Here is a 20,152-nt window from a genome sequence, read left to right on the forward strand (position 1 = left end):
TTTCACCACCTTAGCGGATTTCCCTTCCGGCTCCTAATCGAGCCACCCGGAACAGAATTACGGCACGCCGCAATTCACCCCGGGAAGGGGAGTCACACTGGTGAGTGGTCGCCACCGGACGTGGCAGAAGAGCCGCCAGGAGAACCGTTCCGGCCCTGGCAACTCGGAGTACCCTACGGATCGGACCCCGGGCTGTCAAACCAATCCGGGGCCGGTCAGTTCAGGTCGCTGAGACGGCCCCCCGCGTCCGGCTGGGTGTCCTCCACCCGGCGCAGGAGACGCGTCAGCAGTTCCCCCAGCGTGCCACGCTCCTCGCGCGACAGGTCCTGGAGCAGGTCCTCCTCGAAGGCGGAGGCCATCCGCATCACCTGGAGCCACTTCCCGCGGCCTTCGTCCGTCAACTCGACGATGACCCGGACGCGGTTGTTCTCGTCCCGTTCCCGGGTGACCAGGCCGGCGGCGGTCATGCGGTCGATGCGGTGGGTCATGGCGGCAGGAGTGAGGCCCAGGCGCTTGGCGAGGGCCCCCGGTCCCAGTCGGTAGGGCTCGCCCGCCATCACCAGTTCCTTCAGCACCTCCCACTCCGCGTGGTTCAGGCCCACGGTCGCGAGCTGGCGTCCGTACGCGACGCTCATCCGCCGGTCGAGACGGCTGAGCGCGTTGACGATCTTCTCCACCTGGGGGTCCAGGTCGCCGTACTCGCGCTGGTAGATGGCGATCTGCTCGTCGAGCGTGGGTTCGCGGACCGGCTCGGCGGGGGGCTGGTCGGACATGGCGGGAGTATGACACGGAAATTCTTCGCCTCGAAGTTTTTCCACATGTACTCTTTAGCGTCGAACTTTATCTTTGAAGTTCTCGACTTCCTCCCCTTCCGACCTCTTCGACGAGCCAGATGCAAAGGCAGGTGAGTGTGACCACCGCGATGGGCGCGGCGCTGCGCAGGATCCAACTGGGGAACGCACTGAGTGCGTTCGGCAACGGCTTCACCGTCCCGTTCCTGTTCATCTACGTGGCACAGGTGCGGGGCCTTGGTGCGGGCACCGCCGGGACGGTGCTCGCGCTCTTCGCCGTCGCCGCGCTGCTGGTGCTGCCCTTCACCGGGCGGGTGATCGACCAGCGGGGCCCGGTGCCCGTCGCCGTCACGGGAACGGTCCTCGCCGCCCTCGGTGCGCTCGGCATCGCGCTGTCGGCCGGCGTGGCGGCGACCTTCGCCTCCGCCGCCGTCTTCGGGGCGGGCATCGCCGTGATCCAGCCCGCGCTCGCCACGATGATCGTGTGGTGTTCCACGACGGCGACGCGGTCGCGCGCCTTCGCCACCCAGTTCTTCCTCAACAACCTCGGACTCGGCGTCGGCGGGCTGCTGGGCGGGCTGGTCGTGGACCCGGGCCGGCCGTCGTCGTTCCTGCTGCTGTTCATGATCGAGTCGGCGATGTACGTGCTCCTGGGCGTGATCGTGGCGACCGTACGGCTGCCGGACGGGCCGCGCGTCGAGCGCCTCGGCCGCGTCGGCGTCGGTGCCGAGGACGGCGGTCCGGCGCGGGGCGGCTGGCGGACGATGCTGTCCGACCGGGCGATGGTGACGCTGTGCGTGCTCGGCTTCGTGACGTTCTTCGCCTGTTACGGGCAGTTCGAGTCCGGGTTGTCGGCGTACGCGGTCGAGGCCTCGCGGATCTCCCCGGCCACGCTGGGGGTGGCGCTCGCCGCGAACACGGCCGTGATCGTGGTGGCGCAGTTCGTCGTGCTGAAGGTCGTGGAACGGCGGCGGCGCAGCCGGGTGATCGCGGTGGTCGGGCTGATCTGGACGGTGGCGTGGCTGGCGGCCGGGACGTCCGGTCTGGTGGCCGAGCGGCACGCACTGGCGGTCGCGGCGATCATCTCCACGTACGCGCTGTTCGGGCTGGGCGAGGCGATGCTGTCGCCGACCGTGGCGCCGCTGGTGGCGGACCTGGCGCCGCCCCGGATGGTGGGGCAGTACAACTCCGCCTTCGCGCTGGTGAAGCAGTTGGCGCTGGCGGTCGGCCCCGCGGTGGGCGGGCCGATGGGAGCCACGCTGCACGTGCCGTACATCGTGATGCTCGTGCTGTGCTCGCTCGGCATCACCGCGCTGGCCCTGCTGCTGGGGCGCCGTCTGACCGCCGCGCAGGACAGCCCGCTGCGGGCCGCGCCGGACGCCTCCCCCGAGATCGCCGCAGCGGCCTGAGGCGGGCGGCCACCGGACCGCCGGAGCCGCCGGGCGGGGGCTACCGGGACACCGTCTCCGGGAGGGCGAACTCGCACCACACCGCCTTGCCGCCGCCCGGTGTGCGCCGGGAGCCCCAGGCGGAGGCGATGGTCGCGACGATGGAGATGCCGCGGCCGTTCTCGTCCCCGGGCTCCGCGCGGCGGCGGCGCGGCAGGTGCTCGTCGCCGTCGGTCACCTCGATGATCAGACGGCGGTCCGTGCGGCGCAGGCGCAGCCGCATCGGCGGGGTGCCGTGCTGGAGGGAGTTGGCGACCAGTTCGCTGGCGGCCAGCACCCCCAGGTCGTGCAGCTCCGGGGGAAAGCGCCAGCTCGCCAGGACGCCCGAGGCGAAGGCGCGGGCGCGCGGGGCGGCCTCGACGCCGCCGAGGAGGTCGAGCGCGGCGTTGTGGAACAGCTCCGCGTCGTGGCCGGTGCGGACCGGGTGCTGGAGGACGAGGAGGGCGACGTCGTCGTCGTGCTCGGCGGTGATGCCCAGGGCGCGCTGGAGCCGGTCGCAGACGACCTGCGGGCCGCCGGTGGCTCCCGCGAAGGCGGCTTCCAGGGCCTCGATGCCCTGGTCGATGTCGGCGTCGCGCCGCTCCACCAGGCCGTCGGTGTAGAGCACGGCGGCGGAGCCGGGGCCGAAGGGGACCGAGGCGGAGGTGTGCAGCCAGCCGCCGGTGCCCAGCGGGGGGCCGGTCGAGGCGTCGGCGCGGTGGACCGTGCCGTCCGGGTCGCGGACGAGGATCGGCAGGTGGCCCGCGGAGGCGTACGCCAGGCGGCCCTCGTTGGGGTCGTGGACGGCGTAGACGCAGGTGGCGATCTGGTTCGGGTCGATCTCGGCGGCCAGTCCGTCCAGGAGCTGGAGCACCTCGTGGGGCGGCAGGTCCAGGCGGGCGTACGCGCGGACGGCCGTGCGGAGCTGGCCCATGACGGCCGCCGCCCGCACCCCGCGGCCCATCACGTCGCCGATGACCAGCGCGGTGCGGCCCGCGCCCAGGGTGATGACGTCGTACCAGTCGCCGCCGACCGCCGCGTCCGTGCCGCCCGGCCGGTACGTGGCGGCCACCCGCAGGTCGTCCGGCTGCTCGAGCTGCTGCGGCAGCAGGCTGCGCTGGAGGGTGACGGCGGCCTCGCGCTGCCGCCGCTCGCTGGCGCGCAGCCGCTGGGCGGCCTCGACCTGGTCGGTCACCTCGGCCGCGAAGACGAGGACGCCGCGCCGCGGGTCGGGGCCCGCCAGGTCGATGGGGGTGCAGGTGAAGGTGTAGTACCCCGGGCGCGTCCGGCCGCCGGAAGCGCCGGAGACCCGGCGGGACTTGACCGTGCGGGGCCGGCCGCTGCGCAGCACCTGGTCCATCAGGGGCAGCAGGCCCAGCTCCGCCAGCTCCGGGAGGGCCTCGCGGGCGGGGGCGCCGGGGGTGCGGGGGCCGAAGGCGGCGGCGTAGGCGTCGTTGACGAACGCGACGCGGTGGTCGGGGCCGTGGACGAGGGCGACCAGGGCCGGGAGGTGCCCGAGCAGGTCGTGCGCGGACAGGGCGTCGATGCTGTGTCTGACCCCGTCGGCGGCCGGAGCGGACGGCTCTCCGGGGTCTCCGGGCTCGGCGTGCTCGTCCCGGGCCGCCGGGACGGCACCGTGGGAGGCGGGTGCCTCGGCCGGCCGCCGTACCGCCCGGGCAGCGGTGCGTCGTCGCTGTGTGCGGGGCAGCCGGGCGCTCCAGCGCGTGAAGTTCACTGCGTGCGGTCCGATCCGATTCCGATGCGTCTGTTGTGTTCTCGTCTGCCGAACTCGTGGTGCTCGTGGTGCTCGTGGTGATCGCCGTGCCTGCCGTGTCCGCGCCCGCCGGTGACTCTTCGCTGACACGGGCCCACCCATGGTCACACGCCCAGTGTGACCGACGGCGCTGACATCCGTCAGGGCCCCTCGGGATGGCGTCCGGTGCCCGCGGCGAGCTCGAACTCGGCGCGCGGGTTCTCCAGCGAGCCGAGCGAGACGATCTCACGTTTGAACAGCCCGGACAGCGTCCATTCCGCGAGGATGCGCGTCTTGCGGTTGACGGTCGGCACCCGGCTCAGGTGGTACGCGCGGTGCAGGAGCCAGGCGGGATAGCCCCTGAGCTTACGGCCGTAGACGTGTGCGACGCCCTTGTGGAGGCCGAGCGAGGCGACGGAGCCGGCGTAGGCGTGCCGGTACTCCTTCAGTTCCTCGCCGCGCAGCGACGCCACCAGGTTGTCGGCCAGCACCCGGGCCTGGCGCACGGCGTGCTGGGCGTTGGGGGCGCACTCCCGGCCCGGCTCGTCGGCCGCCAGGTCGGGGACGGCGGCGGCGTCACCGGCGGACCAGGCGTGCTCGACGCCGTCGACGCGCAGGGTGGCCGCGCAGCGCAGCCGGCCGCGCTCGTCGCGGGGGAGGTCGGTCGCGGCGAGGACGGGGTGGGGCTTGACGCCCGCGGTCCACACGAGGGTGCGGCAGGGGTGGCGGGAGCCGTCGCTCAGCACGGCGACGCGGTTCTCGCAGGACTCCAGGCGGGTCTCCAGCCGGACGTCGATGTTGCGGCGGCGCAGTTCGCGCACGGCGTAGCGGCCCATCGTCCCGCCCACCTCGGGGAGGATGCGGCCCGTCGCCTCGACGAGGATCCACTTCAGGTCCCGGGGGCGGAGGTTGTGGTAGTAGCGGCAGGCGTAGCGGGCCATGTCCTCCAGCTCCGCGAGGGCCTCGACGCCCGCGTAGCCGCCGCCGACGAAGACGAAGGTGAGGGCGGCGGCGCGGATGTCGGGGTCGCGGGTGGAGGAGGCGATGTCGAGCTGTTCGAGGACGTGGTTGCGCAGGCCGATGGCCTCCTCGACGGTCTTGAAGCCGATGCCGTGGTCGGCGAGACCGGGGACGGGGAGGGCGCGGGAGACGGAGCCGGGGGCGAGGACGAGTTCGTCGTAGGGCACCTCCACGGGGCCGGTGCCCGCGTGCTCGGTGGCGAGGGTCTCGACGGTGGCGACGCGCCGGGCGTGGTCGATGGCCCTGGCCTCGCCGGTCACGACCCGGCAGTGGGGCAGCACCCGGCGCAGCGGCACGACGACGTGGCGGGGCGAGATGGAACCGGCCGCCGCCTCGGGGAGGAAGGGCTGGTACGTCATGTAGGGCTCGGGGCCCAGCACGACGACCTGTACGCCCCCGCGCCCCTCCCGCGCGCGCCGCAGGTCCCGTTTCAGGCGCCGCTGGAGGCGCAGGGCGGTGTACATGCCGACGTAGCCGCCGCCGACCACGAGAATGCGCGCGGGTTCCTTCGTCACTTGTCCATGACGCACCCGCGGGTGGACGTTTGTCCACAGGTCTGGGAAATCGTATGACCGGCGGAACCACTGGGTCCGGAACGCGCGCCGGTCTTGAAACAGGGCATTTCCGCAGGTCAGGTGGGCTGCGAAGGGTGCGCTGGAGGGTGGCGGGGGAGGACGGAGGGGCGTACTCCGATCGGGGACGGAGGTGGCGGAACAACCCCCTACTCTCACGGCCCGGCCTCAACTATGTTCGTAGGCGCCGGGGCGGAGTCCGACCGTGCTCCGGCGGCAAGGGCGGGAGTCTCCGGGGGGAGACTGCCACTACCGGGGGAATACAACATGCATATTCAGGGCATTCAGGGCTCTCGTTGGTCGACCGCCGTCGCTGCGGATCCGTCCGGGGGCAATGGGACGACACACGCGATCAGCGGCGGAAGCGTCGGGGGAGGCGGGAGCACCGAGGGAGGCATCGGCAGAGGCGAGCGCACCACTCCGCTGCGGGTCGACGCCCAGCGCAACCTGGAGCACGTCCTGCGGGCGGCCCGCGAGGTCTTCGGCGAGTCGGGGTACGGCGCTCCCATGGAGGACGTGGCGCGCCGGGCACGGGTCGGGGTGGGCACGGTCTACCGGCGCTTTCCCAGCAAGGACGTGCTGGTCCGGCGGATAGCCGAGGAGGAGACCGCACGGCTGACCGAGCAGGCGCGGACGGCGCTGCGGCAGGAGGAGGAGCCGTGGTCGGCGCTCTCCCGGTTCCTGCGCACCTCGGTGGCCTCGGGCGCCGGGCGGCTGCTGCCGCCCCGAATACTCCGGGTCGGTTCGTCCTCCGCCTTCTCCGACGGATCGTCCGGGGCCACCGCGACCACCGGGATCGCCGGTTCCCCGGAAGATGTGGGGGCTCCGCGGAGCGGCGGGCACGGGCAGCCGGGGCTGCGGCTGGTGGACGGCCGGACGGCTCCGGAGGCCGGGCCGGAGGACACCGGCCGGAAGGAAGCCGGGGAGGACGCGGGCGCCGCGGAACTGCTCGACGTGGTCGGGCAGTTGGTGGACCGGGCGCAGGCGGCCGGTGAGCTGCGGTCCGACGTGACGGTCTCGGACGTACTGCTGGTGATCGCGACAGCGGCGCCGTCCCTGCCGAACGCGGCGCAGCAGGCGGCGGCCTCGGCCCGGCTGCTCGACATCCTGCTGGAGGGGCTCAGGCCCAGGACAGCGGCTGGACGGCTCGGCGGCTGAGGCACCGGAGGCGGTACTCACTGGCCTGTTCACCGTCCTGTTCACCGGTCCGGACTTCCGGGAGCACGTCCGTCCGGCCGGCCCGGGACGGGTGCCAGGGGTGGCGGACCGCTACCGGGCCGGCTCCGGATCGGGTCGATTTTCGGCCACGTTCGAGTCGCCGCTGTTCGGTCCGCCTCAACTCCCTTGTCGTGCCTCCCTATTACCTCGCGTAAGCACTCCGTGCGCACCGCTTTGCGATTCATCACCTCGGATGGGTGATTGAGGCGCACGCCGGGGGTCGCGCGGTCGTCGCTGTGACACGCTGTGCCGATGTTCGGTGGCAACAGTGTGTACGGGGGTGCTCGCTTTGGGTGTTGAGGGGTGGGAGGAGACGCGCGGTTCGGAGGAGGAACCGCCGAGCGACACCGAACTGGTCTCGCGGATGCGCGGCGGGGACAACGGGGCGTACGGGGAGCTGTACCGGCGGCACGCCCACGCGGTGCGCCGCTACGCCCGGCACTGCTGCCTGGACCCGGCCACCGCGGACGACCTGACGGACGAGGTCTTCGCCCGGATGCTGCTGGCCGTACGCGGTGGCGCGGGCCCGGACACCGCGGTGCGCACCCACCTGCTGTCGACCGTCCGAGGGGTGGCGGCCGTCTGGGGGAGAACGGCCGGCTGGGACCTGCTGGCCGAGGACTTCGCGGTGTTCGCGGTGGCGGCCGAGTCCTCGGGAAGCGGTGATGCCTTCGAGTCGGAGGCGCACGTGCGGGCCATGCGGAAGGCCGAGCGCTCAACGGCGGTGCGGGCCTTCCGCGGCCTGCCCGAGCGCTGGCAGACGGTGCTGTGGCACACCGTGGTCGAGGGTGAGTCGCCGCAGAAGGTCGCGCCGCTGCTGGGCCTGACGGCGGACGCGGCGGCGGCGCTCGCGCAACGAGCGAGGGAGGGGTTGCAGCAGGCGTACCTCCAGGAACACATCCACCGGGCGCGGACGGCGGACGACGACTGCGCGCGCCATGCCGGCCGGCTGGGGACGTACGCCCGCGGAAGCCTGCGGATGCGGACCGGACGGGGGTTGCACAGGCACTTGGAGCGGTGCGCCGACTGCCGGTCGGTGGCGCAGGGAGCCAGGGACGTCTGCGAACGGCTGCGCATCCTGCTGCCGTTGGCGGTCGTGGGCTGGGGTGCGGCGGTGTACTGCGCGGCGGCTCCGGCTCCGGCGGCGGTTTCGGCTGCGGCTGTAACAGCGGTTTCGGTGGGGCGGGCCGGTGCGGTGGGGCACGCCGCGACCGAAGGCGTTATGGACCTGACGGGCATCACGGGCATGGACGGACTGGCCGGGAACGGCACCGCGACGTTCGAGGGGCTGGGCGCCACGGCGAAGTCGGGCGTCACGGCGGGTGTGATGGCCGCCGCCGTGGCCACCGCACTGACGCTGGCACTGGTCAGCGACGATCAGCAATCCCGGGGGCCGCGGCCGGAGACGCGGCCGTCGGCGGCGGGAGCACCCGGTACGGCCAGGACGGAGCTGGGCGCGGGGGCGAGGGGGTCGGAGCCGCAGACCGTGGCGCCGACGGGGCTGCCGGGGCCGGCGAACCCGGCAGGTCCGGCGAGGGGTTCGGCGGGGCGCACCCCGATCATGTCTCCCGGGACCGTACGGGTCCCGGGGCCGGAGTCCGGGGCCGTCCTCCCGTCCGTGCCGGAACCCGGCACGGGTTTCGGACCGGGATCCGGACCTGGAGCCGCTCCAGGGGACGGGCCGTCGCTTCCCGGTTCCCCACCGGCGCCCGGCCGGGGGGCCGTCCCGGCGTCCCCGCAGGCCCCACCGTCCGTGTCCACGGTCCACCGGCTCGACCGACTGTCCCGGGGCGCCTCCGCCGGCGCCGACCGGCCCACCGTGCGAAGCGGCGGGAGCGGCTGGCTGTGGCAGCGTTCCCGGTTGTCCATCGGCGGACGGGACCGGGGCCACGGGGTGACGGTGCACGCCCGGTCCTCCGTGACGGTCGACCTCAACCGCGCCTGTACGGCGTTCGACGCGCTCGTCGGGGTCGACGACCTGACGGTGGGGCCGGCGACGGTCCGCTTCTCCGTCTACGGCGACGGCGTCCGGCTGTGGCGGTCGGGTGCGGTCCGCCGGGGCGAGGAACCGGTGCCGGTCCACGTGTCCCTCTCCGGGCGGAGGACGGTCCGGCTGGTGGTTGAGCCGCACACCCTCCTGGACTCGGCGGCCCTGGCCGACTGGGCCCAGGCGCGGATCAGCTGTAGCTGACCCGGAAACCGGCAGTCCGGCAATGCAGCAGTCCGTCGGTCCGGCAGTACGACGGGCGATCCGGTAGTCCGTCGGTCCGGCAGCCCGGTGGGCGGTCCGGGGCGCGGCGGGTGCCGGATCACAGACTCGGGCGCTGCGGCACCCCTCCGGCCACTGCCCGCTGGCGTGGCGCGGCCGTGCCCGTCCAGCAACTGCCGCGGCGGGCCAGCAGGCGGCGCAGCCAGACCTCGGTGGAGACCAGCTCCGCCAGTCCGTCCAGCGGCAGCGCCTCGCCCTCGGCCGCGGCGCGCAGAGCCTTGCGGACGACCCTGGCCTCGACCAGTCCGGCGTCGGCGAGCAGGGGGGCGTCGAACAGGTCGATGAGGTCGCCGACACGGGCCCGCAGCCCCGTCCGCGCGGTCGCCACCTGGGTGGCCGGGGAGGCGGCGCCCCAGCCGGACGGCAGGTCGTGGACGCCCGCCCCCGCCAGGACCGCGCGCAGCACGGACGCCCGCGCCCCCGGCTGGACGCGCAGGGCCTCGGGGAGGGCACGGCAGGCGCGGACGACCTGGTTGTCCAGGAAGGGGGCGTGCAGGCGCTGGCTGCGGACCTCCGCCGCCTGTTCGAGGATCCGGTGGTCGGCCGCCAGCCGGGCGAGCGTGGCCCGCGCCCGCCGCTCCCCCGGGCGCGTGCCGGCCTCCCCGGGCACCGGCCGGAGGGCCGCCTGCTCCAGGCGAATCGATACTTCGGCCAGCACCTCTCCCGTCAGCCAGCGCGCGGCGGGCCCCGGACGGCACCAGGTGAGAGCGGCCAGCGAGGCGTCGAGCACACCGTCCTGTCCGGTTCCCCCGGCACCGGCCCCCACCACGTCCCGCTCCCGCAGCCGCCGCGCGGCCTCCAGCACCCCGTCCCGGTAGGGGGTGCGGGCCAGCCGCCGGGCCGCCCGGTAGACGGTGAGCGGAACGAGCACCGACCGCCCGCTCGTCCCCTCCGCCCTGGCCAGTGCCGTGACCGGCCGCAGCAGATGGCGGCGGCGCCGGTCGAGGAGGAGGTCGGCCAGCCGGGCCGGGTGCGCGTCGAGCACCTGCCGGGCGCCGTAGCCGGCCAGGTGGTCCGCGCTGCCCGCGGCCAGCCGCCTGCGGTGCCGCTCGGCGACGACCAGCGAGGGGCCGGGCTCGTCGGTCAGCGGGCCGTCGAGGAGCGAGCCGCCGTCCGGACCGGCGTACGGGAGGGCCTCCTCGCCCGCCGCGACGACGACGTGGTGCAGCCGGGGGTTCTCGGCGATGCTGCGGGCGCGCTCCAGTTCGGCCTCGCGGCCCGCCCGGGGCTCGACCGCCAGGTCGTTGAAGGTGACGGCCAGCAGCCGCTCGCCCGCCGACGTCCCCGCGGTGCCGAAGATCGTGCCCGGCATCCCCGGCAGCCCGGCGGCCAGCAGCGCGAGCGTCGCCGACGCGCTGCCGCCGGACAGGTCGGCGCCGAGGCCGGGCGCGGGCCCGCGCCCGGGGCGGCGCTGCGCGGGGCCCATGCCGGGGATCGGGCCGGGATCGAGGCTGTCGAAGTCGGGCACGGGCGCGTGGCGCGGGGCCGCCAGCCGCACCCGTACGGCCTCCACCAGCGCGTCGCGCACGCCCGCTACCGCGGCGTCCGCGTCCACCGGGGGCGCGGCGACGACGGTCGGGACGGCGGGTTCGTAGCTGACGGTCTCGCGGCTGCGGCCGTCGCGCAGGATCAGCGCGTGGCCGGGCGGTACGCGGTGCACGCCCGCGTAGGGGGTGCCGTCGCCCAGGGCCTCGGGCGCGTCGGGGCAGGCGAGCAGGGCGGCGAGGTGGCCGACGTCGAGCTGTGCCTCGATCAGGTCGGCGAGCGGCAGGGCGGCGGTGGCGTAGGCGGTGCCGCCCGCCCAGGGGGCGTGGAACACGGGCCGGGCGCCGGCGAGGTCGGTGGTGACGGTGACGCGGCGGCCGATGCGGACGACCGCGGTGTAGCTGCCGGGCCAGGCGGTCAGGTGGCGCAGGGCGCCGCCGCGGGCGGCGAACAGCCCGGCGCGCAGTTCCTCGTCGGAGGCGCCGCAACAGCCCAGCACCGCCAGTCTGTTGCCGCCGTCGACCTCCACCAGGCGGATCTCGTCCGGCCGCCAGTCGCCGACCGCCCACAGCGGGTCGGGGCCGTCCCACAACTGCTGTGCGCCGACGGGCTGGATCGTGTGCCCGGGCCGTGCCGCGGAGCCCGCACCGTGCGCGTTGTCTGCGGCCCACCCCACCAACCACCGCATCGCCGCCTCCGCATGGGCCCATGAGCTGCCGTCAGCCGCTGTCGACCGCTGTCAACTGCCGTCACTTTGCGGACCATGCTGCCACGGGATGGGCGTGCCGGAGGCGCTCAGGGGCGCGGACGCGCGGGCGGCGGCGCCGGAGGGCCGGCGCCGTACCGGTCGCCGAACGACCCGTCGCGCACAGCACCGCGCACAACGTCATTCGGCCAAATATGTGGCGTGAGATATGCCGTACGAATCGTCACGCACGGCGTCGCCGACGCTGCCGCCGGCGGTGTCGTCGGCAGTCCGGGAGGCGTCGTCACCTCCCGGACCGAACCGCCGTCCGCGGGGAATGGAACGGCGGTGTTCCCCCAGCCCACTGTTTCCTGCGCAGCGGGCCGACCCACGCGGCATCCATGGAAGCGCTTCCCGTCCGGGCCGCACAGAGCGCACGGGCGGGCGCATCGGCACACACCCGGAGCACACGCCAGGGGGGCATGCGCGGTGTGCCCCGCGGTGGTTCCCGCGCCGTTCGCGCGGTGCCGATTGCGCACTCTTGTGCGGACATGAATCCCGCCATCCCGGAAGACGCCCCTTAACGGTAGGGATGCGGCGAACTACGCTGGGTTGACGAGCGCCCCGCGTGTGCGGCGCGGGGCGGCCGTCGGCTGTGTGTCAGGGGTGCGCATGTCCAGGGAGCCACGCGGGCCGAACGAGAAACTCGGCGCCGTTCTCGCCCTCGCGGGAATCAGCAACGCCGGACTCGCCCGCCGGGTCAACGACCTCGGCGCGCAACGGGGGCTGACCCTCCGCTACGACAAGACATCGGTCGCCCGGTGGGTCTCCAAGGGCATGGTGCCGCAGGGCGTCGCCCCCCACCTGATAGCCGCCGCGATCGGCAGCAAGCTGGGGCGTCCCGTCCCCCTGCACGAGATCGGCCTGGCGGACGCCGATCCGGCGCCGGAGGTGGGCCTGGCCTTCCCCCGGGACGTGGGCGCGGCCGTGCGGTCGGCGACCGAGCTGTACCGGCTGGACCCGGCCGGGCGGCGGAGCGGCAGCGGCGGCATCTGGCAGTCGCTGGCGGGGTCGTTCTCGGTGAGTGCCTACGCCGTGCCCACCTCGCGCTGGCTGATCAAGCCGGCCGACAGCTCGGTGGCGCGGGACGCGAGAACCGCCGTGAAGGGCGCGGAGGCCAGGGTGGGCGCCCCCGGGAGCGTTCCGTCCGCCTCCCCGCCCCCGCCCGTCCCGACGTCCCTGCGCGTCGGCCACAGCGATGTGGCCAAGCTCCGGGAGGCGGCGGAGGAGGCGCGGCGCTGGGACTCCAAGTACGGCGGCGGCGACTGGCGTTCGTCGATGGTGCCCGAGTGCCTGCGCGTGGACGCCACCCCGCTGCTGCTCGGCTCCTACAGCGACGAGGTCGGCCGCGCGCTGTTCGGCGCCACCGCCGAACTGACGCGGCTGGCCGGGTGGATGGCCTTCGACACCGGTCAGCAGGAGGCCGCCCAGCGCTACTACATCCAGGCGCTGCGGCTGGCGCGGGCGGCGGCGGACGTGCCGCTGGGCGGATACGTCCTGGCCTCGATGTCGCTCCAGGCGACGTACCGCGGCTTCGCCGACGAGGGCGTGGACCTCGCGCAGGCCGCCCTGGAGCGCAACCGCGGCCTGGCCACGGCCCGCACGATGAGCTTCTTCCACCTGGTGGAGGCGCGCGCCCACGCCAAGGCGGGCGATCCGGCGGCCTGCGGTACGGCGCTGGCGGCGGCGGAGGGCTGGCTGGAGCGCTCCCGGGACGGCGACCCGGACCCCTCCTGGCTGGACTTCTACTCCTACGACCGCCTCGCCGCCGACGCCGCCGAGTGCTACCGCGACCTGAAGGCGCCGCGGCAGGTGCGCCGCTTCACCGAGCAGGCGCTGTCGCGGCCGACGGAGGAGTTCGTCCGCTCGCACGGCCTGCGGCTGGTGGTGTCGGCGGTCGCGGAGCTGGAGTCGGGCAACCTGGACGCGGCCTGCGCGGCGGGCACCCGGGCGGTGGAGGTCGCCGGGCGGATCTCCTCGGCGCGCACCAAGGAGTACGTGCGGGACCTGCTGCACCGGCTGGAGCCGTACGGCGACGAGCCGCGCGTGGCGGAGCTGCGCGAGCGGGCCCGGCCGCTGCTGGCGGCGCCGGCGTGACCGGACGGCGCGTCCTGCCGGACCGGCCGCGCGAACCGGGCGGACACGGACCGGGCGGACGTGTCCGGTCCTCCGGAGGTGTCCGGTCACCCGGACGCGACCGGCCGGCGGGCCGCCGGAGGGTTGGCTGTCAGTGGGCGGGGCCATGATGGAGAACGTGTCCACTGTCTCCACGGCCCCCTCCATGGTTCCCGCGAGGCGCGCGGCGTACGACTGCGACGTGCTGGTGATCGGCGGCGGGATCATCGGTCTGTCGACGGCGTACGCGCTCACGCGCGCCCGGCCCGGCACGCGGGTGGTGGTCCTGGAGAAGGAGTCCGGCCCGGCCCGGCACCAGACCGGCCGCAACAGCGGGGTGATCCACAGCGGCGTCTACTACCGTCCCGGCTCGCTCAAGGCCCGGTTCGCGGTGCGGGGCTCGGCGGAGATGGTGAAGTTCTGCGCGGAGCACGGCATTCCGCACCAGGTGACGGGCAAGCTGATCGTCGCCACCGAGCGGGCGGAGCTGCCCCGGCTGCACGCGCTGGTGCAGCGCGGCCGGGAGAACGGCATCCCGGTGCGCGAGCTGGGCCCGGCCCAGATCGCCGAGTACGAGCCGCACGTGAGCGGGCTGGCGGCCATCCACGTCGGCACCACCGGCGTCTGCGACTTCGGCGCGGTCGCCGCCGAGCTGGCCCGGCTGGTGTCGGACGCGGGCGCCGAGGTGCGCTACGGCGCGGAGGCGGCCGTCGTGGACCGCCGTCCCGGCGTGGGAGTGGCCGTCCGTACGGCGGCGGGCGCGGTGGTGCGGGCCCGCGCCATGGTGAACTGCGCGGGGCTGCACAGCGACCGCGTGGCCCGGCTCGCCGGTGACGCGCCGCCGGTGCGGATCGTGCCGTTCCGCGGGGAGTACCACGAGCTGTCCCCGGCCCGTGCGGGGCTGGTGCGGGGGCTGGTCTACCCGGTGCCGGGTCCGGCGTTCCCGTTCCTGGGCGTCCACCTCACGCGCGGCGTGGACGGCTCGGTCCACGTCGGGCCCAACGCCGTGCCGGCCCTGGCCCGCGAGGGCTACCGCCGGGGCACCGTCCACCCCCGGGACCTGGCCGAGGCACTGGGGTACCGGGGCACCTGGCGCATCGCCCGCCGCCACTGGCGCTACGGCGCGGGCGAGCTGCGCCGTTCCCTGTCCAAGGCCGCCTTCACCGAGGCCGTGCGGCGGCTGCTGCCGGAGGTGACCGCCGAGGACCTGCTGCCGGCCCCGGCGGGGGTGCGCGCACAGGCGGTCGGACCGGACGGCACGCTGGTCGACGACTTCCTGATCACCGAGGCCCCGCACACCGTCCACGTCCTCAACGCCCCCTCCCCGGCGGCCACGGCCTCCCTGCCGATCGGCCGCGAGGTGGCCGGGCGGGCGCTGGCGGCGCTGGACGCCACTCGCTGAGGACGCCGGGGGCGCCGGGGGCGCCGGGGCGCCGCGGAGGAGCCGGTGACCCGGGGCGGGGCGTGGAATGCCGTCCGCCCCGCGGGTGTTGCAACTCGCGTTCCCTGTTGGGCAGTTGCTGCCCCACCCGCCTCACAGACAAGGATTCCGGCCATGGCGGTCCACCTCTCGAACGAGCTGAAGAAGTACGTCGACGAGTCACGGGTCTTTGCCACCGTGGCGACGATCCTGCCCGACGGACAGCCCCACCTGACGGTCGTCTGGATCAAGCGCGACGGCGACGACCTGCTGTTCTCCACCACCGTGGACCGGCAGCAGGGGAAGAACCTCGCCCGCGACCCGCGCGTCACCGTGATGATCAACCCGCCCGAGGACCCGTACCGGTACGCGGAGATCCGCGGTACGGCCACCATCACGCCGGACCCCGAGAGGAAGCTGCCGGACGAGCTGTCGCTCAAGTACACCGGCCAGGACTACGCCTCGTTCAATCCGGCCTCGAAGAACGACGGCGAGCGCATCGTCGTGCGCGTCACGCCGGTCAAGATCACCGGCCGGCTCTGAACCCGGCGGCCGAGAGGGGCGGGGTGGGGACAGCCCTCCCCCCGGAGGGGGGCGAGCCGTATTCCGGAGCCCCGGCCTCCGGGAAAGGATCGCCGCCATGACAGAACGCGATCTCCGACCGACCGGCCGGATCACGACCGCCCCGACCGCTCCCACCGCCCCGCGCCGGGCCGGCGGACGCGTACGGCGCGGCGCGGCGGCCGTCGCCGCCGCCCTCCTGCTGTCCGCGACGGCCGCGCCCGCGCTGGCGGCCTCCCCCGCCGCGCCGCGGACCGCCGCCTGGGACGCGCGGACCGCCCAGCACGCCCGGGGCGCGCTGCTGTCCACCACCCCCCTGCTCGACCGGACCCCCGCCCAGCTCACGGAGCTGCTGGCCGCGAACGGCGTGGACGCCTCCGCCGTGCGCCACGGCGTCACCGCCCACCGCCTCACCTACGCCACCGTCACCCCGGACGGGAAGCCGACCACCGCCTCCGCCCTCCTCGTCCTGCCCACCGGCGGCGGCGAGCGGCTGGCCACCGTCTCCGAGACCCACGGCACCACCGCCTACCGCGGCTACGCCCCCTCCACCGGGGAGAACTTCTCCGCCCTGGCGGCCCTGCTCTACGCCTCCGGCGGGCGGGCCGTGGTCGCCCCCGACTACCTGGGGCTGGGCAGCGGCCCGGGCACCCACCCGTACGTGGACACCCGCTCCTCCGTCTCCGCCTCCCTGGACGCGCTGCGCGCCGCCCGCGCCGCCGCGCCGCGGCACGGCAAGCGGCTCACCGGCGAGGTGTACGTCACCGGCTTCTCCCAGGGCGGGCAGGTCGCCATGGCCCTGGGCCGCGAGCTGGCCCGCGGGGCGGACCCGCGCTTCCGGCTGCGGGCGCTGGCGCCGGTGGCCGGGCCGTACGACATCGAGGGCGTGGAGCTGCCCGCGCTGCTCGACGGGCGCGTCGACGGCCCCTCCGCGGTCTTCTACCTGAGCTACTTCCTCGTCGCCCAGAACCGGCTGCACCCGCTCTACTCCGATCCCCGCGAGGTCTTCCGCGCCCCGTACGCCGACCGCGTCGAGGAACTCTTCGACAACGACCACCGCGACGAGGAGATCGCCGAGCAGCTCCCCGGCACGCCGGAGGAGCTGCTGACGGACGAGTGGTACGAGCGGGTCCGGCACCCCGACGGCACGTTCCTGGAGGTGATCCGGCTCAACGACGGCGTCTGCACCTGGGCGCCGCGCGTACCGGTGCGGCTCCACACCTCCGCCGGCGACCGCGACGTGCCCGCCGCCAACACCCGCTCCTGCGAGCGCGACCTGGCGGAGCGCGGGGTGCGGGCCGAGGTGGTGGACCACGGTGACGTCGATCACTTCGGCGCGTACGTCCGGGCGATCGCCCACAACGCGCGCTGGTTCGCCGGCCTGGGCTGAGCCACCGGGCCGATCCGCCGGGCGCGGCGCCCGCGACGCTCCCGGACACCGTGCCGTACGGCCGCCGGGCCGCCCCCGGCCGTACGGGCGGCCGGGGGCGGCCCGGCGCGGCCGTAGACTCGTATCCACTGTGTCCGAGAAAGCGCCAGAACAGACGTCCCCCGCCAAGCCGATCCCCGCGCCGTCCGACGGGCGCCGCCGCGGGTCCATGTTCCCCGACGGCACCGGCCCCTCCCCCAACCCGGCCGGGGAGCGCCACGAGCGCCGCATCCGCAGCTTCCAGCCCCGCCGCAGCCGCGTCAGCGCCAACCAGCGGGACGCCCTGCTGCGCCTGTGGCCGAAGTGGGGCGTGGAGATCGACGGCGACCGCCGGCTGGACCTCGACGCGCTCTTCGACACCCTCCCGCCGGGCTCGCCCGTGGTCCTGGAGATCGGCTTCGGGATGGGCGAGGCGACCGCGCAGATGGCCGCCGCCGACCCCGGCACCGGCATCCTCGCCGCCGACGTCCACACTCCCGGCCAGGGCAACCTGCTGCTGCTGGCCGAGCAGCACGGGCTGACCAACGTCCGGGTCGCCAACGGGGACGCGATCATCCTGCTGCGCGAGATGCTTCCCCCCGCCAGCCTCGCCGGAATCCGGGTCTTCTTCCCCGACCCCTGGCCCAAGAAGCGCCACCACAAGCGCCGGATCATCCAGCCGGAGTTCGTGGAGCTGGCCGCCACCCGACTGGCCCCGGGCGGGCTGCTGCACTGCACGACCGACTGGGAGGAGTACGCGGAGCAGATGCTCCAGGTGCTCAGCGACAGCCCGTCGTACGAGAACACCCAGCCGGACGGCGGCTACGCGCCCCGCCCCGACTTCCGGCCCCTCACGCGTTTCGAGCAGCAGGGCCTGGAGAAGGGCCACGTCGTCCACGATCTGCTCTTCCGCCGCGTCCCCGTCCCCGGTGGGAAGTCCGCCTGAACAACCCGTAAGGGTGGTTTGGCATCCGAAGGCGCGGTCCGGTGTCCGGGGCGGTCCCTGCGGTCCGGCCATGGAGAGCCTGGACGACCTCGTCCGCCGTGTGCGCGGCGAACTGCACGAGGAGTACCACGCGCGGCTGCGCGCGTCACTGACCGAGCGGCCGAAGGAGTGGCTGGTCGAGCAGCTCCTCGCCCGTGCCGCGCCGGACGCCCCGTCCCCCGCCCTGCCCGCCGCCCGCGCGCCGCAGCCGGAGCCGGAGTCGCGACCGCAGCCGGAGCCGGATGCGGAGAGCGAGGAGGAGCGGGCGCGCCGGCTGGAGCGGATCCGCGCCTGGAAGCTGGACGCCCCCCGACTGGCGGACTTCGTGGCGGAGCTGCGCTCCTGGGACCGCGAGCGCCTGGAGGCGGAGGGCCATCTGCTCGACCCGCCGCCCAAGGGCGGCGGGCTGGTCCCCGCCCGGTGCCGGTCGGCGACGGCCGGGGAACTGCTGCGCACGGCGAAGGACCTGCTGTACGCGCTGCTGTTCGGCGACGCCGAGGCCGGGGTGGAACTGCCCCGCGTGGAACGGGAGCTGCTGACGCTGACCATGCCGCGCGCCAAGGCGCACGCCGTCTCGTTCCTCATGCGCGCGGCGACGGAGATCGGCGCGGTGGGCACCTGGCGCGACCCGCGGCGCCGGGCCGACGACGAGCGCGCGCCGAACGTCCTGGTGCAGGTGGAGTACGGCGAGGTCGCCGGGGAGCTGGTCGGCAGCGGCATCGCCGCCGCCCTGAGGCTGATCAACAACCTGGAGGTCAACGAACAGGTGCTCTACGCGCGGATGGAGAACGTGGAGGAGAGCACGCTGGAGTGAACCGGCCGCCCGGCCCCCGGCCGCCACCGGGCCGCCCCGCCGCCACCGGTCGGCGGGACGGCCCGGTGGCGGAAGAACACAGGTCGCCGGGATGGGCACTGGCCATCCGGGCCCGGGTGCGTTAAAGGTCATCGAGTGCACCACGACGTTCCAGCGCCACCGACGGGCGACGGGCGGCTCCGCCGTACGCGCCGCGCCGTCCGCACGGCTGCCCTCGCCGTGCCGCTCGCGCTGTGCGGCGCGGTGATCCTCGCGCTCGTCCACGAGCAGACCGGTCCCGACGGCTTCCTCGTCGGGCTGTGCCTGGCCGTCCTGCCCGTCCCGCTGCTGGTCGCCGCCTTCCGCTGGCTCGACCGGGCCGCTCCCACGCCCTGGCGGAACCTGCTCTTCGCCTTCGGCTGGGGCGCCTGCGCGGCCACCCTCGTGGCGATCACCGCGAACGGCCTGGCCACCGAGTGGCTGGCGTCCAGCATCCTGCCGCGCGCCCCCGACCGCGCCGATGCGCTGGGCACCGTCCTGATCGCACCCGTGGTGGAGGAGACGGCGAAGGCGGGCGCGGTCCTGCTGCTGTACCTGCACCGGCCGCGGGACTTCGGGGGCGTGGTGTCCGGCGTCGTCACGGCGGGGATCACGGCCACGGGCTTCGCCTTCACCGAGAACATCCTCTACCTGGGCCGGGCCTTCGGCGAGGACCTGGCGTTCGGGCACTCCGGCCTGGAGTCGAGCACGCTCGGGACGTTCCTCCAGCGCGTGGTGCTGGCGCCCCTGGCGCACCCCCTCTTCACGGTGCTGGTGGGCCTCGGCTTCGGCGCGGCGGCCCTGGTCGCCCGGCACCGGCGCGTCCTGCGCACGGCGCTGCCGCTGCTCGGCCTGGCCGCGGCCGTCACGCTGCACGCCGTGTGGAACGGGGCGGCGAGCCGGCCCACGCGGGTCTTCTTCACGGTCTACGGGCTGTTCATGCTGCCCGTGCTGTGCGTGGTGGCCTGGCTGGCGCTCTGGGCGCGCCGGCGCGTCCTGCGCACCGTACGCGCCACCCTGCCCCAGTACGCGGCGGCGGGCTGGCTCGCGCCCCCCGAGCCGTACGCCCTGGCTTGTCTGCGCACCCGCGCCCTGGCCCGCGAGTTCGCGCGCCGCCACCACGGGCGCCGGGCCGCCCGCGCGGTCGCCGAGTACCACCGCGCGGCCACGTGCCTGGCCCTGCTCCGCGCCCGCGCCGAGCGCGGCGCACCGCCCCCGGGCTTCCCCGCCCACGAGCGCGAACTCCTCCACACCCTCTGGCGCCGCCGCCCCCTCGCCTCCCCCGCCACCACCTCCGCGGCCCTCGCCGCCCTCCGCCGGCCCCCCGAACCCCACGGCGGCGGGAGCGCGGGGCGGCCTTCCGCGAGGTGAAGATCAACGACGCCCGTGGGGGCGATCTCTGCTAGACAGGGGCCCATGAGCCTCTACGACATCCCCCTGCGCACCCTCTCCGGTGAGCCCACCTCGCTCGCCGAGTACCGGGGCAAGGTGCTCCTGATCGTCAACGTCGCCTCCCGGTGCGGGCTGACCCCGCAGTACGAGGGCCTGGAG

General features: G+C 74.9%; 14 protein-coding genes and 1 pseudogene. 11 read left to right on the plus strand and 4 right to left on the minus strand.

Going from position 1 to position 20,152, the window contains the following annotated elements; all coding sequences use genetic code 11:
* Window positions 1-215: 215 nt before the first annotated feature.
* On the minus strand, window positions 216-773 hold the full coding sequence (locus VE546_RS11970; RefSeq protein WP_324921450.1) for a MarR family transcriptional regulator: 558 nt from the start codon (window positions 771-773) through the stop codon (window positions 216-218).
* Between the two features lie 137 nt (window positions 774-910).
* Between VE546_RS11970 and VE546_RS11975 the strand changes: the two genes are divergently transcribed.
* Window positions 911-2,200 carry an MFS transporter gene (locus tag VE546_RS11975; RefSeq protein ID WP_324921470.1) on the plus strand — a complete coding sequence of 430 codons (1,290 nt, stop codon included), beginning with the start codon at window positions 911-913 and terminating at the stop codon, window positions 2,198-2,200.
* Between the two features lie 40 nt (window positions 2,201-2,240).
* Here the strand turns inward: VE546_RS11975 and VE546_RS11980 are convergent, their stop codons facing one another.
* Both VE546_RS11980 and VE546_RS11985 read right to left on the minus strand, forming a co-directional pair.
* A complete protein-coding gene (locus tag VE546_RS11980; RefSeq protein WP_324921452.1) occupies window positions 2,241-3,953 on the minus strand; it encodes an ATP-binding SpoIIE family protein phosphatase in 1,713 nt (570 codons plus the stop codon).
* A gap of 179 nt (window positions 3,954-4,132) precedes the next feature.
* Window positions 4,133-5,506 carry an NAD(P)/FAD-dependent oxidoreductase gene (locus tag VE546_RS11985; protein ID WP_414720463.1) on the minus strand — a complete coding sequence of 458 codons (1,374 nt, stop codon included), beginning with the start codon at window positions 5,504-5,506 and terminating at the stop codon, window positions 4,133-4,135.
* A 324-nt stretch (window positions 5,507-5,830) separates the two neighbouring features.
* On the opposite strand from VE546_RS11985, the gene VE546_RS11990 reads away from it, so the two are divergent.
* Together VE546_RS11990 and VE546_RS11995 are read left to right on the plus strand one after the other, a co-directional pair.
* Entirely contained in the window at window positions 5,831-6,721 is an 891-nt protein-coding gene (locus VE546_RS11990; RefSeq protein WP_324921454.1) for a helix-turn-helix domain-containing protein, read from the plus strand.
* Between the two features lie 349 nt (window positions 6,722-7,070).
* Window positions 7,071-8,972: an NPCBM/NEW2 domain-containing protein gene (locus VE546_RS11995; RefSeq protein WP_324921456.1), complete on the plus strand. Its 1,902-nt coding sequence runs from the start codon at window positions 7,071-7,073 to the stop codon at window positions 8,970-8,972.
* Between the two features lie 118 nt (window positions 8,973-9,090).
* On the opposite strand, the gene VE546_RS12000 is transcribed toward VE546_RS11995, so the two are convergent.
* A complete protein-coding gene (locus VE546_RS12000; RefSeq protein WP_324921458.1) occupies window positions 9,091-11,223 on the minus strand; it encodes an asparagine synthase-related protein in 2,133 nt (710 codons plus the stop codon).
* Window positions 11,224-11,892: 669 nt separating this feature from the next.
* On the opposite strand from VE546_RS12000, the gene VE546_RS12005 reads away from it, so the two are divergent.
* The 8 genes and pseudogenes from VE546_RS12005 to VE546_RS12040 form a co-directional block, all read left to right on the plus strand.
* Window positions 11,893-13,377: an MFS transporter gene (locus tag VE546_RS12005; protein ID WP_324921460.1), complete on the plus strand. Its 1,485-nt coding sequence runs from the start codon at window positions 11,893-11,895 to the stop codon at window positions 13,375-13,377.
* A 148-nt stretch (window positions 13,378-13,525) separates the two neighbouring features.
* Window positions 13,526-14,797: an L-2-hydroxyglutarate oxidase gene (gene lhgO, locus VE546_RS12010; RefSeq protein WP_414720464.1), complete on the plus strand. Its 1,272-nt coding sequence runs from the start codon at window positions 13,526-13,528 to the stop codon at window positions 14,795-14,797.
* Window positions 14,798-14,950: 153 nt separating this feature from the next.
* Window positions 14,951-15,358: a PPOX class F420-dependent oxidoreductase gene (locus VE546_RS12015; protein ID WP_324921462.1), complete on the plus strand. Its 408-nt coding sequence runs from the start codon at window positions 14,951-14,953 to the stop codon at window positions 15,356-15,358.
* 97 nt (window positions 15,359-15,455) lie between these two features.
* Window positions 15,456-16,766, plus strand: a complete 1,311-nt coding sequence (locus tag VE546_RS12020; RefSeq protein ID WP_324921464.1) for an alpha/beta hydrolase — start codon at window positions 15,456-15,458, stop codon at window positions 16,764-16,766.
* A gap of 172 nt (window positions 16,767-16,938) precedes the next feature.
* Window positions 16,939-17,730 (plus strand): tRNA (guanosine(46)-N7)-methyltransferase TrmB, encoded by a 792-nt coding sequence (gene trmB / locus VE546_RS12025; RefSeq protein ID WP_414720465.1) that lies wholly within the window; start codon window positions 16,939-16,941, stop codon window positions 17,728-17,730.
* 70 nt (window positions 17,731-17,800) lie between these two features.
* Window positions 17,801-18,583 carry a hypothetical protein gene (locus VE546_RS12030; protein WP_324921466.1) on the plus strand — a complete coding sequence of 261 codons (783 nt, stop codon included), beginning with the start codon at window positions 17,801-17,803 and terminating at the stop codon, window positions 18,581-18,583.
* A gap of 135 nt (window positions 18,584-18,718) precedes the next feature.
* Window positions 18,719-19,972, plus strand: a complete 1,254-nt coding sequence (locus VE546_RS12035; RefSeq protein ID WP_324921468.1) for a PrsW family intramembrane metalloprotease — start codon at window positions 18,719-18,721, stop codon at window positions 19,970-19,972.
* Between the two features lie 45 nt (window positions 19,973-20,017).
* Window positions 20,018-20,152 (plus strand): annotated as a pseudogene (locus VE546_RS12040) (glutathione peroxidase); the annotation flags it as partial.

Source organism: Streptomyces sp., assembly GCF_035644915.1.
Taxonomy (GTDB): Bacteria; Actinomycetota; Actinomycetes; order Streptomycetales; family Streptomycetaceae; genus Streptomyces.

Bases quoted from the DNA above. Each gene is read 5' to 3' on its own strand.
- lhgO (WP_414720464.1), top strand. From the start codon at position 13,526: ATGGAGAACGTGTCCACTGTCTCCACGGCCCCCTCCATGGTTCCCGCG.
- VE546_RS11990 (WP_324921454.1), top strand. From the start codon at position 5,831: ATGCATATTCAGGGCATTCAGGGCTCTCGTTGGTCGACCGCCGTCGCT.
- VE546_RS12030 (WP_324921466.1), top strand. From the start codon at position 17,801: ATGGAGAGCCTGGACGACCTCGTCCGCCGTGTGCGCGGCGAACTGCAC.
- VE546_RS12015 (WP_324921462.1), top strand. From the start codon at position 14,951: ATGGCGGTCCACCTCTCGAACGAGCTGAAGAAGTACGTCGACGAGTCA.
- VE546_RS12000 (WP_324921458.1), bottom strand. From the start codon at position 11,223: ATGCGGTGGTTGGTGGGGTGGGCCGCAGACAACGCGCACGGTGCGGGC.
- VE546_RS11970 (WP_324921450.1), bottom strand. From the start codon at position 773: ATGTCCGACCAGCCCCCCGCCGAGCCGGTCCGCGAACCCACGCTCGAC.
- VE546_RS12005 (WP_324921460.1), top strand. From the start codon at position 11,893: ATGTCCAGGGAGCCACGCGGGCCGAACGAGAAACTCGGCGCCGTTCTC.
- VE546_RS12020 (WP_324921464.1), top strand. From the start codon at position 15,456: ATGACAGAACGCGATCTCCGACCGACCGGCCGGATCACGACCGCCCCG.